At 42.3% G+C, this 17,006-nt stretch carries 13 protein-coding genes and 1 tRNA gene; 8 read left to right on the forward strand and 6 right to left on the reverse strand.

Features of this window, described 5'->3' with window-relative positions; translation table 11 throughout:
* Positions 1-206: 206 nt before the first annotated feature.
* The 5 genes from FDF36_RS17650 to pnp all read right to left on the reverse strand — a co-directional run bounded on the left by FDF36_RS17650 (position 207) and on the right by pnp (position 9,299).
* On the reverse strand, positions 207-1,823 hold the full coding sequence (locus tag FDF36_RS17650) for a SusD/RagB family nutrient-binding outer membrane lipoprotein (RefSeq protein ID WP_005782026.1): 1,617 nt from the start codon (positions 1,821-1,823) through the stop codon (positions 207-209).
* Between the two features lie 12 nt (positions 1,824-1,835).
* Complete coding sequence (locus tag FDF36_RS17655; protein WP_259281473.1) at positions 1,836-5,156, reverse strand: TonB-dependent receptor; 3,321 nt, start codon at positions 5,154-5,156, stop codon at positions 1,836-1,838.
* 259 nt (positions 5,157-5,415) lie between these two features.
* Entirely contained in the window at positions 5,416-6,348 is a 933-nt protein-coding gene (locus FDF36_RS17660) for a FecR family protein (protein ID WP_220392250.1), read from the reverse strand.
* A gap of 100 nt (positions 6,349-6,448) precedes the next feature.
* A complete protein-coding gene (locus FDF36_RS17665; RefSeq protein WP_032537606.1) occupies positions 6,449-7,009 on the reverse strand; it encodes an RNA polymerase sigma-70 factor in 561 nt (186 codons plus the stop codon).
* A gap of 163 nt (positions 7,010-7,172) precedes the next feature.
* Positions 7,173-9,299: a polyribonucleotide nucleotidyltransferase gene (gene pnp / locus FDF36_RS17670; RefSeq protein ID WP_005822256.1), complete on the reverse strand. Its 2,127-nt coding sequence runs from the start codon at positions 9,297-9,299 to the stop codon at positions 7,173-7,175.
* Between the two features lie 196 nt (positions 9,300-9,495).
* Here pnp and FDF36_RS17675 point away from each other — a divergent pair, with 196 nt between their 5' ends.
* The 3 genes from FDF36_RS17675 (at position 9,496) to FDF36_RS17685 (ending at position 11,747) form a co-directional block, all read left to right on the forward strand.
* Positions 9,496-10,647, forward strand: a complete 1,152-nt coding sequence (locus FDF36_RS17675) for a TlpA disulfide reductase family protein (protein WP_005791376.1) — start codon at positions 9,496-9,498, stop codon at positions 10,645-10,647.
* A gap of 180 nt (positions 10,648-10,827) precedes the next feature.
* A complete protein-coding gene (gene greA, locus FDF36_RS17680; RefSeq protein WP_005791379.1) occupies positions 10,828-11,292 on the forward strand; it encodes a transcription elongation factor GreA in 465 nt (154 codons plus the stop codon).
* Positions 11,293-11,342: 50 nt separating this feature from the next.
* Positions 11,343-11,747, forward strand: coding sequence for an HIT family protein (locus FDF36_RS17685; RefSeq protein WP_101603984.1), 405 nt, complete (start codon positions 11,343-11,345; stop codon positions 11,745-11,747).
* 168 nt (positions 11,748-11,915) lie between these two features.
* Here the strand turns inward: FDF36_RS17685 and FDF36_RS17690 are convergent, their stop codons facing one another.
* Complete coding sequence (locus FDF36_RS17690; RefSeq protein ID WP_005782042.1) at positions 11,916-12,998, reverse strand: mannose-1-phosphate guanylyltransferase; 1,083 nt, start codon at positions 12,996-12,998, stop codon at positions 11,916-11,918.
* Positions 12,999-13,154: 156 nt separating this feature from the next.
* Here FDF36_RS17690 and FDF36_RS17695 point away from each other — a divergent pair.
* The 5 genes from FDF36_RS17695 to FDF36_RS17715 all read left to right on the forward strand — a co-directional run bounded on the left by FDF36_RS17695 (position 13,155) and on the right by FDF36_RS17715 (position 17,003).
* Positions 13,155-13,238: transfer RNA gene (locus FDF36_RS17695), tRNA-Leu, on the forward strand.
* 236 nt (positions 13,239-13,474) lie between these two features.
* Complete coding sequence (locus FDF36_RS17700) at positions 13,475-14,383, forward strand: hypothetical protein (RefSeq protein ID WP_220392251.1); 909 nt, start codon at positions 13,475-13,477, stop codon at positions 14,381-14,383.
* A 124-nt stretch (positions 14,384-14,507) separates the two neighbouring features.
* Positions 14,508-14,795, forward strand: a complete 288-nt coding sequence (locus tag FDF36_RS17705) for a helix-turn-helix domain-containing protein (RefSeq protein WP_004310673.1) — start codon at positions 14,508-14,510, stop codon at positions 14,793-14,795.
* A 5-nt stretch (positions 14,796-14,800) separates the two neighbouring features.
* On the forward strand, positions 14,801-15,874 hold the full coding sequence (locus FDF36_RS17710) for an AAA family ATPase (RefSeq protein WP_220392252.1): 1,074 nt from the start codon (positions 14,801-14,803) through the stop codon (positions 15,872-15,874).
* A 163-nt stretch (positions 15,875-16,037) separates the two neighbouring features.
* Positions 16,038-17,003, forward strand: coding sequence for a toprim domain-containing protein (locus FDF36_RS17715; RefSeq protein WP_220392253.1), 966 nt, complete (start codon positions 16,038-16,040; stop codon positions 17,001-17,003).
* Positions 17,004-17,006: the final 3 nt, after the last annotated feature.

Here is a 17,006-nt window from a genome sequence, read left to right on the forward strand (position 1 = left end):
GAACGTCTTTTGAAACACTCTATGATGGGTAATATGTTTGTTATTAATCTATTATATACTTATTGTTTAGGCTTTCGGGGATTTTTTCTATTGATTTTATTTTTAATAGAAAAGGGACAAAGCCCCCCGACTTTGCCCCTTCCAATCTTTTTCCCCGTAACTAATACGAAGAAAACACCACTAATCAAAATTTATACCTTTGTGTGTCAGAAATTTCTTCCGGTGTCCCACCATAGACGAGTACCGCAATTATCGGCTCCACCCAAAGCATTTACCAGTTGGGTATATTGTTCCGGGTTGGTTGTTTTGATACCTACGAAGAAGTTTAGTCGGCGTGGCCCGATGCCGGTGTCTACTGTACCTTCACTCTGATTGACCAAAACAGGGAATAATTTTGGATAACCAGTGCGGCGTTGTTCTGCCCAGGCTTCTCCTCCTTCCGGATACATGGCCAGCCATTTTTGTGTAATGATACGACCCAGTTTATCTTCGTTGCTGGCAGCATCGTCCCATTTAGGGGTCAGCGTATTGACGGCTTTCACATTGTTCTCCGCTTTGAAAGCATCTATGTAGTCAGCGGGTTTCTTCTCGCTTTCCAGGTAAGTTTCTGCTCCTGCAGCACCCCATTGGGCAAATGATGCTTTTACACCTCTCTCATAACAATCTTTGACGGACTCATTACTCCATCCCCTCAAAGCTGCTTCGGCACGCAGGAACCATATTTCGGCAGAAGTCATCAGTATGGCATCACTCTGCTGGGTGATAGTACTTTTTGAATGTCCGTTATAGTTTTTGTGATTGAAGCCCGTACCTTGGCGGATACCTTTGTAAGTGCCCTTGTAATTGATAATGCTTGTTGCGTCGGAACCGGCTGCTTTATTAAAGTATTTTTCCAGACGGGGATCTTCATAGCCTACTAACAAGGACTCCATATTGGCGTTCATAAACACCTCGCCCCATCCAATATTGATTTCTCCGAAAGGATTGGTATAGCCCGACGCTGTCGATACGGCTACCACCTCATCATTTCCTTCCAGCAATCCTTCTTTGTCTGTAAGGGATTTTTGCGCCTCTGCAAGAGCCAGTTTAGAGTCTGCCATAGCGATGCGGACAGCCAGGCGCAAACGGAGAGAGTTCGCGAACCGGATCCACTCACTGAAAGTGCGTTTCCCCTGAGGCATCAGGATATCGAATTTAGCAAAACTCTCTATCTCCGGATTGGCTTTTTGATATTCACGTATCTTTGCGATACCTTCGTCCAGATCGTTGAAGAAAGCTTTGTAGGCTTCCGGTTGCGTATCGGGAGTAGAACCTGTTTTCGATCCGAACTGAGTATAAACGATCGGACCATACAAGTCGGACAAACGGTGCATCAGTTCCACCTTCAATATCTTGGTGATGCCATAGAATCCTATATTGTCTTTTTCGTTGATTGTCTCAGACTTCTGGACTTCCGGCATGATGTATCCGTAGGTGTTATCCCATGTGGAGCCGTTCCATCCGTCCATCATATAATAGGTGCTGTTGTTCTTCCCTTCGTTGAAAGGGTTAAAGTCGTGTACGTATCCCGAGAATAAATCTGCTCCCAGATTTTGCATGGTCTGGAAAGGCCAGTTCTTACCGCTTCCCCAGTCGTAATTAAAGTAGATTCCTTGCTGGATAATGCCCAGTGGAATACCATAATAGTTGAAATCCTGTTTCTTGCTATCGTTATCGAATCCCGCTTCGTTGGTATTGAATGATTCGAAAGAATCGGTACAGGCTGAAAATCCGATCAGTCCTCCTAAGAGTATACTTGCTATATATTTGATATTGTTTTTCATGATGAATCTCTTTTAGAATGTGAACTTAATATTGAAACCTAAGCTGCGGGTAGTCGGCATGCCGAATACGTCAATACCCTGATTATCGTTACCTGTTGAAAGAACAGCATCCGGGTCGAACGGAGCTTTCTTGGAGATAAAGAACAGGTTGCGTGCTACGAATGACAACTGGACATCTTTGAAAGCACCGCCGGCTTTGGCCAACCAGCTTTGAGGAAGTGAGTAGCCTAATGAAAGTTCACGGAGGCGGATGTTGGTGGCATCGTACATATAGTATTCCGTACATCCGTCACGTCCGCTGACTGCGGTATAGAACTTTTGCGGTTTCACTTGAGTCCCATCGACATTGACATAACCTGCATCACGGGCTTTTCCACTGTTCAGGCTGACACCTCTTTGGTCAAGTTCGGCCTGAGTCTGTGAAAGTACATCGCCACCGAAACGTCCGTCAATCAGGAAGTAGAGTGAGAAACCTTTGTAAGTGAAAGTATTGCTCCATCCCAGCATAAAGTCCGGATTACAGTTCCCTACTTTTTCTGTATTGCCGCCACCGATAACGTTTGGAATCTTGTCACCGTCTGCGTCTGTAGTGAACACCACTTTGCCATTCTTGTCACGCTCGAATGCCTTGCCATAAATATCACCGAATGAACCACCTTCTACCAGGCGCATGGAGTAGGAGGAAGAGAAACTTTCGTCACCATAAACAAATGTTTTCAGGTCCGGATGAAGCTTGATAATCTTGTTTTTGTTGGTAGAGAAGTTAAATTGAGTCTTCCAACGGAAAGCGTCATTCATTACCGGAGTAGCTCCTAAAGTGATTTCTATACCTTCGTTCTGAATGTTACCGGCATTTACCATGTAGTATTTATACTCGGCACCTGCCGATGAAGGCAATGTAAATAACTGATTCTTGGTGTTGGTACGATAATAGGTGAAGTCAAAATCCAGTCGGTAGTTGAAGAATTTCCATTCGGTACCGATTTCATAGGAAGTACTCATCTCGGGTTTCAGATCATTGAAAGGAGCTTTAGAGTAAGTAACGATGGCACCACCTGCACCGATGATATCATTACTGCCCGGAATCGTGTTGCTGATGAACAACGGGAGATCGTTACCAACTTTGGACCATGAACCTCTGATCTTTCCGAAAGAAATCCATTCGGGGAGTTTCACTGTATTGTTCAGCACCCATGACAGACCTACCGAGGGGTAGAAGAAACTGCTATGTTTGGTATAGGCCAATGTAGACGACCAGTCGTTGCGTGCGGTGACATCCAGATACAGGCTTTCTTTCCAACCTAACTGGGCAGTGCCGAACAGAGACTGTAATACTCTCTTTTGATTGATTTGTTCGTCGATATAAGCAGCCTGTGTCATTTTGATATTGGCTACGGTGAAGACGTTGGGGTAGTACAGTGAAGCTGTTTTGGAGTCCAGTCTCAAAGAATTGACATTCGTACTGTTAATGCTGCCGCCGATCGCGCCATTCAATGAGAAGTCATTCCATTTTTTGTTTATCATAGCCATGACATCACCGTAATACAATGTTTCAGTATGGTTCAAGTCAATATAACGTCCGTTTTGTCCTGATAGGGCAGGAGCAGTAGAAGCGTACATACGTTGTTGATACTGATCGTGTGTGTAATCGGCAGTACCACGAGCCTGGATATTCAGCCAGTCAGTGATTTTCACGTTGGCGGTCAGTGAAGCGATGGCGCGTGTACGTTTATCGTTGCTGTTGATGCGGTTGGTGATCCAGTAAGGATTCTGTTCCATATCCTGATAAGAAGTATACCAGTTCTGTACATTCATATTACGTGCCGGGTCAAACACTTCGAAGTTGTTTTTATATTCGGATAAGTCTTCACCTCTCGGGAAACCGTAGAGTCCCACCAGCGGATTCATATAATAGCCACCGGAAGTCGGACGATTTTTGATTGTTTGTGTCATCAGGTTGACATTGGCATCCAGCTTTAGGTAGTCGTTAAAGAAATTGGCTGTTTCGCGGAAATTCAGATTGTGCTTCTGCATTTTGTTTTTCTCGACTATACCTTTGGCAGTGGTATTAGCATAAGAGAAGTAAGTTTGCATCTTTTCACTGCCGTTCATAAAGGATACGGAATTGATAGCTGTTACACCATTCTGGAAGAAATTATCTGCATTGTCATAATCTTTTAGAGTTGCCTTTTTCCCCCAACCGTTTTTTGCTTCGGGATCCATGGCATAACTGTTTTGGAATTCGGGCAGGCAGATGGCATGGTCTACAGTCAAGTTAGAAGAGAATGTAATCTTCTGGATACCGGCTTTACCCTTCTTGGTAGTAATCAGGATGACACCATTGGCAGCTTGTGAGCCGTAGAGGGCTGCTGCGGAAGCTCCTTTCAGGATACTCATGCTTTCGATATCATCCGGGTTCAGGTTGGAGATACCGTCACCGCCATCACGGTTACCTGCATCGGCAGTACCACCGATGGCTGTGGAAGCCTGTTCGTTGCTGCTATTCAGCATCGGTACACCGTCAATCACATAAAGGGGTTGGTTGTTTCCGCTGATAGAGCGGCTGCCACGAATAGACACTTTGGCTGAGCCGCCCAGTCCGGATGAACTTTTGGTGATTTGTACACCCGCTGTTTTACCGGCAAGGGCATTAATCATATTCGGATCTTTGGCACGGGTCAGTTCATCGCCACCTACTTGTTGTGTTGAGTAGGTCAAGGAGGCTTCTTTTTTCTTGATACCCATGGCGGTTACGACTACCTGTTCCAGTGCCATGGCTTCTTCCTGTAGCTTTATGCTGAGGCTTTGCCGTCCGTTTACCTGTATGTTTTGTGGCTGATAACCGACATAGGTAATTACAAGGATAGAGTTGCTGGGTACATTAAGGCTGAAGTTGCCTTCCATGTCGGTGATGCAACCGTTTGTGGTACCTTTCTCCAATACATTGGCACCGATGATGGGATCGCCATTCTGGTCAGTAACTACTCCTTTTACGGTTACTCTGTCCTGCTGGGCTGTTGAGGCGTTATCGTTGTTTTTGGTCAGAACAATGTTGTGCCCTTCCATTACATATTTAATGTTGGTACCTTTAAATGCCTCGTCGAGAACTTCGGATACGGCTTTGTTGTCGGCCTGTACGTTTACTGTACGTCTGGTATCTACATTCTTTTTATTATAGACAAACAGATATTCCGTCTGAGATTCAATCTTCGATAGTAATTCGCTTACTTTCAGGCTTGAACGTGGTATGCTTATTTTAGCATTTTGAGAGTATCCATTCTCACTGTAAGCTTGGAGTGCTACGAAAAAGAGAAGGAATAATGTGATCTTCATGGTTAACAATATTTGTTTTGAAACAAAATTTTTTGGGCATAAATGCCTTGGCAAAGAAATTTTTCTCATATCTTTGTAACGTGTTAAGTTAATAAATTGATTAAGGTCGATTTTTGACTGTTTCGAATCGGAAAGTATGGGGGTACTTTCCGATTCTCTTTTTTGAGAATAATGGACTTTCTTTTCTACTTTTTCATGCGTATCTGGTTTTTAATGGTTTGTACTAATTTAAGGTTTATATTGAGCTCTTTCCTTATTTCTATTCAATGATGATACTGTCTTTTTCTTCATTGATGCGATATGTGAACTTATGATCCTTCTGAATGACTTTCAGAATATGCTCTATGCCATCCTGCTCTTTAAACTTACCTGTACAGCGGTAGTTCAGTATTTTCAGATTTCTTACGCTTATGTTCACATTGTAATATTTTTCCAGTTTGTTGAGCAGGCTGTTAAGCGGTGCGTCATCAAAACAGTATAATCCTTCTTTCCATCTCAGATAATCGTACGAAGGTAAAGTAGTCTTCTTGTACTTTCCGTTGTATGATCCGAAGAACTCGTCTTTGGTCAGTCGGGTGATCACTTGATCACTTCCTACCGGATAGATGTCGACAATACCTTCAATCAAGGTCGTTTCAAATTCGTTACTGCCTTTGTAGGCACAAACGTTGAAATGGGTTCCTACCACTTTTACCCGGTTTATTTCCGTGTTGACAAAAAATGGTATCTTTTTGTTTTTGGCTACTTCAAAATAAGCTTCTCCGTCCAGCTCTACGTTTCTTTCTTGGCGTCCGAAGTTGGATGCATAAGTCAAAGTAGACTTTGAGTTCAACCATACTTTTGTTCCATCTGCCAGTGTGATCTGTGCACGTTGTCCTGCAGGAACAGTTATGGTTTGCCGGTGGGCTGATTTTTCATATTGGTAATTCTTAAACAAGAACCCACAACTGACAGCTACGATGAGTACGGCAGCAATACGTGCACTCCACTTCAACATCGGGAGAATCCGGTTTTTTTTGTCTCTCCGGCTTATTTGTTTTTCATCCGTGAACAGAGCTATGTCGTATAGCATCCGTTCTTTTTGAAATGCTTTCCGGTTTTCGGGAGATGCATCCACCCAGTTTAGAATTAGTTTTTCTTCTTCTTCGGAGGCAGTTCCTTTAAAATACTTGTATAGTAGTTCCTGTTCCATAAAATGTTTTTAGTTTATATATTATCGGAGGCCTTATTTCCTCTTTCTGTATATATAACAGGATACTCCCGGACAACCCTAAAGGAAAATGAAGTTTTTTTTAGAAAAGTAGGGAAATAAGATAATCTTTGAGCTCAAGCCGCAATAATTTTAGCGCTTTAGTGATATGGAACTCTACACTTTTGATGGAAATGCCAAGTTGTTCGGCTATCTTTTTATTGGGAGCATTGTGATAACGGCTTAATATAAAGATGTGACGGCTTTGTTCCGGTAGCTGTTCAAGTGTTTTATATACAATGCGTTGTATTTCGGTGTCGAAGATCGATTCGGGTTCACAAGCTTCCAAAGTAGCAATGCGGAGGTCGAGTTCCCGCTGTTTGTGTGTGTTGATGGCTTCTTCGGCCCGCATACGTACCTGTTCGTGCTCAAGGTAGTTAAGAGATTTATTCTTGATGATAGTGAGCAATAATGCGTGGAGATTAGAATCCTTTTCCCATTTTTCACGGTTTTCCCACAGGCTAATCATTGCTTCCATCAGGATGTCTTCAGCTGCGGCTTTATTCCGGGTATATGAGTAAGCAAACGACAGAAACCTCTCCTGGTTTTCTTGGAAGAACCGACTGAATAGGTCCATGGTATGAAGACTGTTGTTGCTTGACATGAATAGATTTTAAAGGTTCGTTGGATTTTGTTATGACAAAGCAACATAAACTTTTTGGAATATCAAAATAAAAGAATGACTTTTATACTGATTGCCGGTTAAAAAATAACCTGGCTATAAATAATAGCCAGGTTATCAATCTGTCAGTAAGGACAGGAATTATTTATTTTTTTTCCGGACGGGGTAACAAAACTTTTCTTGAAAGTTTGAACTTACCTGTCTTCGGGTCAATGTCGATCAATTTCACTTCGATCTCGTCACCTTCTTTGATGCCGGCTTCTTCTACAGTTTCAAGGCGTTTCCAGTCAATTTCTGAGATATGGAGTAGACCGTCTTTTCCCGGAAGGAATTCAACGAATGCACCATAAGGCATGATTGAGCGTACCTTACCTTTGTATACTTCACCTATTTCGGGAACGGCAACAATGCCTTTGATCAGGCGGATTGCATCATCGATTGATTTCTTGTTGGTTCCGGAAATCTCGATGCGACCCACATTGTCGATCTCTTCGATAGTGATTGTAGCACCTGTCTCTTCCTGCATGCCTTGAATGATTTTTCCACCCGGGCCGATTACAGCACCGATAAATTCTTTAGGAATAGTCATTGTTTCGATACGAGGAGCATGATCTTTCAGTTCGGTACGCGGTTCAGAAATAGTTTCTTCTATTTTGCCAAGTATGTGCATACGTCCTTCTTTTGCCTGATTCAAGGCACGTTCCAGGATTTCGTAAGACAGACCGTCTACTTTGATATCCATCTGGGTAGCTGTAATACCGTCTTTGGTACCTGTCACTTTGAAGTCCATATCACCCAAGTGGTCTTCATCACCGAGGATATCAGATAATACGGCATATTTTTCTTCGCCTGCATTCTTAATCAATCCCATAGCGATACCCGATACCGGTTTCTTAATCTTCACACCGGCATCCATCAGGGCCAGAGTTCCGGCGCATACAGTAGCCATGGATGAAGAACCGTTTGATTCAAGGATGTCTGAAACAACGCGTACTACATATGGGTAATCTTCCGGAATCATTCTCTTCAGTGCTCTATGTGCCAAGTTGCCGTGCCCAATTTCACGACGGCCTACGCCACGTTGAGCTTTTGCTTCACCTGTTGAGAAGGGAGGAAAGTTATAGTGTAATAAAAAGCGTTCTTTTCCGTGGGCCAAAACGTCATCGATAATTTTTTCATCCAGCTTGGTACCCAAAGTGACTGAAGTCAATGACTGAGTCTCACCACGGGTAAAGATGGCTGATCCGTGAGGTCCGGGCAGGTAGCCGACTTCACACCAGATAGGGCGAATTTCAGTAGTCTTACGTCCATCCAAACGTTTTCCTTCATCGAGGATACAACGACGCATGGCCTCTTTTTCTACGTCATGGTAATAACGATCAATCAGTGCGCCTTTTTCTTCCAGCTCTTCTTCGGAGAACTGAGCTTTGAATTCGTCACGGATAGCGTCGAAAGCATCCTGACGTTCATGTTTGTTTCTGTTTCCGGAAGCTGCGATGGCATACGATTTATCGTAGCAGGCATCGTGAACGGCTTTGCGGAGTTCTTCGTCGTTTTCTTCGTGACAATATTCACGTTTTACGGTTTTACCAACCATTTCAGTCAGTTCCATCTGCGCTTTGCAATGTACTTTGATAGCTTCGTGAGCTACTTTCATTGCTTCCAGCAATTCGGCTTCCGATACTTCACTCATTTCACCTTCTACCATCATGATGTTTTCATAAGTAGCGGCAACCATGATGTCCATATCAGCTTTTTCAAGCTGGTCGAAAGTCGGGTTGATAACGAACTTGCCATCAATACGTGCAACACGTACTTCTGAAATAGGTCCGTTGAAAGGAATATCTGAAACAGCAAGTGCTGCTGAAGCAGCAAGTCCAGCCAATGCGTCAGGCATATCAACACCGTCTGCTGAGAAAAGGATAATGTTTACGTAAACTTCTGCGTGGAAATTATCGGGGAATAAAGGACGGAGAGCACGGTCTACTAAGCGGCAGGTAAGGATCTCATAATCAGATGCTCTTCCTTCTCTTTTTGTAAAGCCACCGGGGAAGCGGCCGAATGCTGCAAATTTTTCTTTGTACTCTACCTGAAGCGGCATGAAATCTGTTCCGGGAACTGCATCTTTAGCGGCACAAACAGTAGCTAACAACATGGTGTTACCCATGCGAAGCATCACAGAGCCATCTGCCTGTTTTGCCAGCTTTCCCGTTTCGAGTGTGATGGTTCTGCCATCTCCCAACTCGATCGTCTTAACAATTGGGTTAATCATAAAAATTGTTTTATCTAATATCTTTCTTTCAAAATTCCCGCAAAGATATACATTTATTGCACTAATATCGTGAAAATGAGATAAAAAGTTAGCAGGAATTTGATTTTTTTCAATTTTGGAACGAAGAACGCGGCAAAATGCTTTGACTAATCTTGAAAAGAAGTATATTTGCAGCTTGAAAAATAACACGCATATTATGAAAAAAGTAACGTTAGTAGCTCTTGTGGCTCTTGCTTTAAGTTCTTGTAATTCTGACCCTAAATTTAATGTAAAGGGAGATGTTTCGGGAGCAGATGGAAAAATGCTTTATCTGGAAGCTTCCGGACTTGAAGGAATTGTGCCTTTGGATTCTATAAAATTGAAAGGAGACGGTTCATTCAGTTTTAAACAATTGCGTCCCGAATCTCCTGAGTTTTATCGTTTACGGGTTGAAGATAAAGTAATTAATTTCTCGGTTGACTCAACAGAAACTGTTAGCATTCAAGCACCTTATACAGATTTCTCTACTGCTTATACAGTGGAAGGGTCGGAGAACTCTGCAAAAATTAAAGAGCTGACTCTGAAACAGGTTCGTCTGCAAAAAGATGTAGATGCGTTGGTAAAGGCTGCACAGGCTCATCAATTGGGTAACGATGTTTTTGAAGACAGCTTGGCCGTACTACTGAAAAATTATAAAGATGATGTGAAAATCAATTATATCTTTGCGGCACCCAATACTGCTTCTGCTTATTTTGCACTATTTCAGAAATTAAACAATTATATGATCTTTGATCCGTTGAATAATAAGGATGATATTAAATGTTTTGGTGCAGTGGCTACCAGTCTGAACAATACTTATCCACACGCGGTGCGTTCAAAGAATCTATATAATATAGTGATAAAAGGTATGAAGAATACCCGTACTCCACAACAGAAGACCATTGAGATACCGGAAGAAAAAATTGCTGAAACCGGTGTGATTGATATTGCTTTGAGAGATATGAAAGGTAATATCCGTAAGCTGACTGACTTGAAGGGTAAAGTGGTTCTGCTTGATTTTACTGTTTATCAAAGTGCGGTGGCAGCTCCTCATAACTTGATGCTGCGTGATTTATACAATAAGTATGCAAGTCAGGGTTTGGAGATTTATCAGGTTTCATTGGATGCCGACGAGCATTTTTGGAAAACATCAGCTGATAATCTGCCTTGGGTATGCGTGCGCGATGAGAATGGAATTTACTCAACCAATGCAGCTTTGTATGGCGTACAGAACCTGCCGGCTTTCTTCCTGATCAACCGAAACAATGAACTGAGGGCCCGTGGGGAGACGGTGAAAGATCTGGAAGGTACTATCAAGTCTATGCTTTAAGTTGTTATAAATTAGAAGATTTCGTTTAAATATGTTACATAGCATTGCTTTTTGCTTGACACATGTCATTTAAAAGGTTATCTTTGCGAAGAAATCATTGAAAAGAGGGTTCCAGCATGACTCATGTTGGAATTCTTTTTTGTTTTATATGACCGTTAAAAATAAAAGGAGGAAAACATCATGGCTTATATGTCAGAAGAAGGTTACAAGAAATTGATGGCGGAACTTAAAGAACTGGAAACAGTGGAACGCCCCAAAATTTCTGCGGCTATAGCTGAGGCGCGCGATAAAGGTGATTTATCGGAGAACGCCGAATACGATGCTGCGAAAGAAGCTCAGGGTATGCTTGAAATGAAAATCAACAAACTCAAAGCTGTTATAGCAGATGCTAAGATTATTGATGAATCGAAACTGAAAACAGATTCAGTACAGATTCTGAATAAAGTAGAATTGAAGAATACCAAGAATGGTATGAAAATGACTTATACCATCGTTTCAGAAAGCGAGGCAAATCTGAAAGAAGGAAAGATTTCCGTTAGCACACCGATTGCTCAGGGATTACTTGGCAAAAAGGTAGGTGATGTTGCTGAGATCCAAGTTCCACAGGGTAAAATCAGTCTTGAAGTAGTAAACATTTCGTTTTAACATGAGGGCAGGTCCATATTCGGGCTTGCCCTATTTTATATATTAGGATTATGGCAACAATATTCAGTAGAATCATAGCGGGTGAAATTCCATGCTATAAGGTAGCTGAAAACGAAAAGTTTTTTGCTTTCCTTGATATCAATCCGTTGGTGAAGGGACATACTTTGGTTGTTCCTAAACAGGAAGTTGATTATATCTTTGATTTGAGTGATGAAGATCTGGCTGCAATGCACGTTTTTGCAAAAAAAATAGCCCGTGCTATTGAAAAAGCTTTTCCTTGTAAAAAAGTGGGTGAAGCAGTGATCGGACTTGAGGTTCCACATGCTCATATTCATTTGATTCCTATTCAAAAAGAATCGGATATGCTTTTCTCTAATCCAAAATTGAAACTGGCGGACGACGAGTTTATTTCTATTGCCAAAGCTATTAGTTCTGCTTACGAAACAGCCAAATAAAATTCTTCCTTCATTAAATAATAGTAAAGGGGCTGAACGGCAACGTTCAGCCCCTTTTTCTTATTAACTTCGTGGCACTTATAAAGTTAATTTCCTAAGTATACGAAGTTAACTTCTTAGCTCTAATAAGTTAACTTCGTATACTTAGGAAATTAACTTCGTACAGTACTAAATATAATCTTCTCCTAATTTCATTTGTGCATCATTCACATACTTGCGTATGGCATGTTCTTCGTCCTTTTTGCAGATCAGTAATACATTATCTGATTCGGCTACCAAGAACCCTTCCAGACCTTCTATCACTGCAAGTTTACCTTTGGGTAATACAACGATATTGTCATTGCTGTTGTAAATCAATGAGTCACATTTTAGAGTTACATTTCTTTGTTCATCTTTAGGTGATAAATCATATAGTGATCCCCAGGTTCCAAGGTCTGACCATCCGAAGTCTCCTAAAGAAACATATACATTATCAGCCTTTTCCATAATTCCGAAGTCTATCGAAACGTTAGGGCACGCCGGGAAGTTTTCTTCGATAAAGTCTTTTTCTTCAGGTGTACCATAGATCTCTCTTCCGGGAGACAGTTTAGATGCTAATTCTGGTAGAAGAGTTTCTCCTGCTTTAATGATTGTATTGACATTCCACATGAAGAGGCCTGAATTCCAATAGAACTCTCCACTTTCAACAAAAACCTTAGCAAGTTCCAGTTCCGGTTTTTCTGTAAATGTCTTTACTTTGTAGAAGTTGTCTCCTTCCTGCTCTGCTATTTGGATATATCCGTATCCGGTTTCCGGACGATTGGGCTTTATACCTAAAGTGAGAAGTTTATCAGATTTTGATACAAAGTCCAGTCCTTTCTCTATAGCGGCTAAAAATTCTCCCTCTTTTAAGATCAGATGATCGGAAGGGGCAACTACGATGTTGGCATTTGGATTTAAGGCACGTATATGATAAGATGCCCATGCAATGCACGGAGCCGTATTTCTTCTTGCCGGTTCCAGCAAGATCTGTTTTGAGTCTAATTCTGGAAGTTGTTCTTTTATCAAGTCTGCGTATATCGCATTGGTTACGATAAGTATGTTCTCCGTAGGAATAATTTTGTTGAATCGGTCGAAAGTCTGTTGCAACAGTGAACGACCTGTTCCAAAGAAATCCAGAAACTGTTTAGGCATTGTCTTGCGGCTAAACGGCCAGAAACGACTGCCGATACCTCCGCCCATAATGACACAATAATTATCTTTGCTTGTCATGATATTGACTGTTTTAAATGTTTCTGCTAAAATACGGTTTATTCTCTGAAAATAGAAGCGTTTATGCGATCTTTTATTCTTTTTTTCTCCTTTTTTTTATAAAACTCTTGCAAGTTCAAAAAAAAGCCGTATCTTTGCACCGCATTTGAAACCAATGCCCAGATGGCGGAATCGGTAGACGCGCTGGTCTCAAACACCAGTGGATTCACTTCCATCCCGGTTCGACCCCGGGTCTGGGTACGAATAAACCCTGATAATCACCTGATTATCAGGGTTTTCTGCTTTTATAGGGCGTACTAAATGTGTACTGAATGACGAATACAAAGAAAAGGTGTACTTTAATAGTTTTCTTCCCCATATCTTTATAATTTCTTAACGCTTATCCTATCTTTTCTACCTTATTATTGCCGATGTTTTCGGGAAAAGTGAGATTCTTACCTTATATTTGTAGTAAGAACGTTTAAAGGCGCACGATTATGGAAAATCATATGGAAAACAATTTCAGAGAAATACAGAAGATATTAGATAGTTGTATAGCTCATGACTATAAAACTAAAGTAGATGCACTATTTTTAAAACGTGAATATTTGACGCAAGCCCAGCTAAAGGATTATTTGCGACAAGAAATTTTCCGTGTGACTGAAAATATTGTAGCCATCCAACAAAAATACCGTGTCGTGCGTAACATTGTATTGGATATGGATATTCCCGATTTTTTGTGGGAAAGTGGTTATTTTGAGGACTTGAATTCTGATGAAAGAAAAAAGTATATCGGTTTCCGCTGCTCTGATTTTGATATGGATGCATATTTGCATGAACCGTCCTGTTATGATGGGCGGCTTCCTTATTTGTCCATTATCGTTAATCTTGTCGTGCTTTCCAAGTATTTGTGTCATCTTCAAGAACAGGAAAGCAATTACTATACAGATGCGGTTGCCATCCAAGAACAAGCCTTGCCAAAAGAGAAAGAAGCGAGTACGGAAAATAAACCAGTTAAGATTGTAGGTAAAAGTAATCCTTTTAAATCCGTACTTACCCAAAAGGAAATCAGTCTGCTTACCGACTGTATCAATGAAGCTCATGTTTTTACTACCACTATAAATGCAAGAATACTTACCGATTTTTTCAACTGTAAACTTGACGGGGTTCTAAAAGTTAATAATACACGTTTGTTTACCTATCTTATGATGCAGCTTGGCTGCTATAATTACATTGTTTATGAATGGCAGTCTGTCATAGCAAATAACAAGCTGATATTAGGAAAGATAAAAGGAGAACCACTTACACGTACTGACTTATCCAGTGCGACAGACCAAGCAAAAAACATCTATCCGAAAGGATATGAAATCATAGACAAGTACATCAAACAACTGAAAAAAGGTTGAGCATAGATTGAACGCTCAAACAAAGGTCAATTAGACTTCATTTTCAAGCTCTTAACTTTGCCCCCGTTAACAAAAAAACGAGGGTGCGCACCTTCATATTGTTTCACCTAAATTCCTAAACAATATGGAAAGAGATTTAGAGTTAAGAGTTTCCGAACTCGAAAAGATGTTGTTCCTTTCAAAGAACGTGCTTAGCTTCGATGAAGCGAGTAAGTTCTTGAACCTTTCAAAAAGTTACCTGTACAAGTTGACTTCGGGTAACTTGATACCCCATTACAAGCCGCAGGGCAAAATGCTTTATTTTGAGAAAGCGGAATTGGAAGCATGGTTACGTCAGAACCCGGTCAAGACGCAGGCGCAGATAGAGCAGGAAGCGCAGAAGTATATCCTTAATCGTCCTCTAAAGAAATAACGGCTATGGAAAATAGAAAAGCGACAGAAGCCGGGCAGGGTGTTACCATGCAGAAAGAGGATTTCGCAGCCCTTTGGAAAACCATTCATCTAAAGGTAACGGACACTTACGAAGTGCCGCCCGAAATGCTCTGGGTGAACGGCTCTACCATTGGCACGCTGGGTAATTTCAGCGCATCCACGGGTAAAGCCAAGAGCAAAAAGACATTCAACATTTCCGCTATCGTTGCGGCAGCGTTGAAGAATGACGAGGTACTGAAGTATTCGGCATACCTGCCACCGAACAAGCGGAAAATCCTCTATGTAGATACCGAGCAGAGCAAATACCATTGCCACAAGGTCATGGAGCGTATTTTGCGGCTTGCCGGACTGCCTACCGACAAGGACAGGGACGATTTTGTTTTTATCGTGCTAAGGGAGCAGACACCCGACAAGCGGAAACAGATTATCGGCTATATGCTTGAAAATATGCCCGATGTGGGGTTGCTCATCATTGACGGAATCCGTGACTTGATGTACGACATCAACAGCCCCAGCGAATCAACCGACCTAATCAACCTCTTGATGCGCTGGTCAAGCGGATATAACCTGCATATCCATACCGTGCTGCATTTGAACAAGGGGGATGACAACACAAGGGGACATATCGGTACGGAACTGAACAACAAGGCTGAAACCGTCCTGCAAATCACGAAAAGCCAGCAGGACGGCAACATAAGCGAGGTAAAGGCGATGCACATACGTGACCGGGAATTTGACCCGTTCGCATTCCGTATCAATGACAACGCTTTACCCGAAATCGTGGATGATTATGTATTCCAACAACCTAAGCAGGACAGGAATTTTCCGCTTACGGAACTGACTGAACAGCAACACCGGGAAGCGTTGGAGAACGGTTTCGGCAAGCAGGTGGTACAGGGCTATTCCAATGTCATAGCGGCATTGAAACAGGGTTATGCGAGTATCGGTTACGAGCGTGGACGCAATGTTCTTGTGTCGCTTAACAAGTTTCTTGTGAACAAGCGCATGATTGTGAAAGAGGGCAAGGGCTACCGCTATAATCCCGATTTCCATTATTAAAAATCAGTTTGGTTTAGTCCGGGTGTATATACAAGAGGAATGGACTTACTATTTCTCTGTATCGGAACAGGCAGGTTTAGTATGGTACGGGTATATATATAACGGACTAAACAGGACTGGCGCACTTTTCAACTATTTTTTAATCCCCAAAAAAGAAAATGTTATGAATATCGAAGATGTGAAACAAATACCCATCGCAGACTATCTGCACAGTTTAGGCTATTCTCCTGTCAAGCAGCAGGGCAACGGCTTATGGTATAAATCACCGTTAAGGGAGGAACACGAACCGTCTTTCAAGGTGAACACTGACCGCAACCTTTGGTATGACTTTGGCGCAGGCAAGGGCGGCAGCATCATTGCACTGGCAAAGGAACTCTATTGCTCCGACAGCCTGCCATACCTTTTAAACCGGATAGCGGAACAGACACCGCACGTCCGCCCGGTCAGTTTTTCTTTTCCCCAGCGTAGGGCAGAACCGAGTTTCCAACATTTGGAAGTCCGTGACCTTACCCATCCGGCATTGCTCCGTTACTTGCAGGGACGGGGTATCAATGTCGAACTGGCAAAAAGAGAATGTAAGGAACTCCATTTTACCAATAACGGCAGACCGTTCTTTGCTATCGGTTTCCCGAACATGGCAGGAGGTTACGAGGTTCGCAATTCCTTTTTTAAGGGCTGCATCGCCCCGAAAGACATCACCCATATACGGCAGCAGGGAGAGCCGAGAGAGAAGTGTTTGGTATTCGAGGGTTTTATGGACTATCTTTCTTTCCTCACGCTCCGGATGAAGAACTGCCCGACCATGCCTGACCTTGACAGGCAGGATTATGTCATACTCAACTCTACTGTCAATGTGCCGAAAGCCATTGACGTGCTGTACCCGTATGAACGCATCCACTGTATGCTTGACAATGACAAGGCAGGATATGAAGCGACACGGGCTATCGAATTGGAATACTCCTACCGTGTGCGTGACTTCTCGGACAATTACAGGGGGTATTCGGACTTGAACGATTATCTGTGCGGCAGGAAGCAGGAACAGAAGAACAGCATCAGCCAAGCGCAGGAGATAAAGCAGGAAACCGGACAACATGCCGCCCCAAGACAGAAAAGGGGCAGGGGCATTTAGTCC

Source organism: Bacteroides fragilis (genome assembly GCF_019583405.1).
GTDB lineage: Bacteria > Bacteroidota > Bacteroidia > Bacteroidales > Bacteroidaceae > Bacteroides > Bacteroides fragilis_B.

Coding starts and splice junctions, on each gene's coding strand:
- FDF36_RS17650 (WP_005782026.1), bottom strand. CDS start 1,823: ATGAAAAACAATATCAAATATATAGCAAGTATACTCTTAGGAGGACTG.
- FDF36_RS17655 (WP_259281473.1), bottom strand. CDS start 5,156: ATGAAGATCACATTATTCCTTCTCTTTTTCGTAGCACTCCAAGCTTAC.
- FDF36_RS17660 (WP_220392250.1), bottom strand. CDS start 6,348: ATGGAACAGGAACTACTATACAAGTATTTTAAAGGAACTGCCTCCGAA.
- FDF36_RS17665 (WP_032537606.1), bottom strand. CDS start 7,009: ATGTCAAGCAACAACAGTCTTCATACCATGGACCTATTCAGTCGGTTC.
- pnp (WP_005822256.1), bottom strand. CDS start 9,299: ATGATTAACCCAATTGTTAAGACGATCGAGTTGGGAGATGGCAGAACC.
- FDF36_RS17675 (WP_005791376.1), top strand. CDS start 9,496: ATGAAAAAAGTAACGTTAGTAGCTCTTGTGGCTCTTGCTTTAAGTTCT.
- greA (WP_005791379.1), top strand. CDS start 10,828: ATGGCTTATATGTCAGAAGAAGGTTACAAGAAATTGATGGCGGAACTT.
- FDF36_RS17685 (WP_101603984.1), top strand. CDS start 11,343: ATGGCAACAATATTCAGTAGAATCATAGCGGGTGAAATTCCATGCTAT.
- FDF36_RS17690 (WP_005782042.1), bottom strand. CDS start 12,998: ATGACAAGCAAAGATAATTATTGTGTCATTATGGGCGGAGGTATCGGC.
- FDF36_RS17700 (WP_220392251.1), top strand. CDS start 13,475: ATGGAAAATCATATGGAAAACAATTTCAGAGAAATACAGAAGATATTA.
- FDF36_RS17705 (WP_004310673.1), top strand. CDS start 14,508: ATGGAAAGAGATTTAGAGTTAAGAGTTTCCGAACTCGAAAAGATGTTG.
- FDF36_RS17710 (WP_220392252.1), top strand. CDS start 14,801: ATGGAAAATAGAAAAGCGACAGAAGCCGGGCAGGGTGTTACCATGCAG.
- FDF36_RS17715 (WP_220392253.1), top strand. CDS start 16,038: ATGAATATCGAAGATGTGAAACAAATACCCATCGCAGACTATCTGCAC.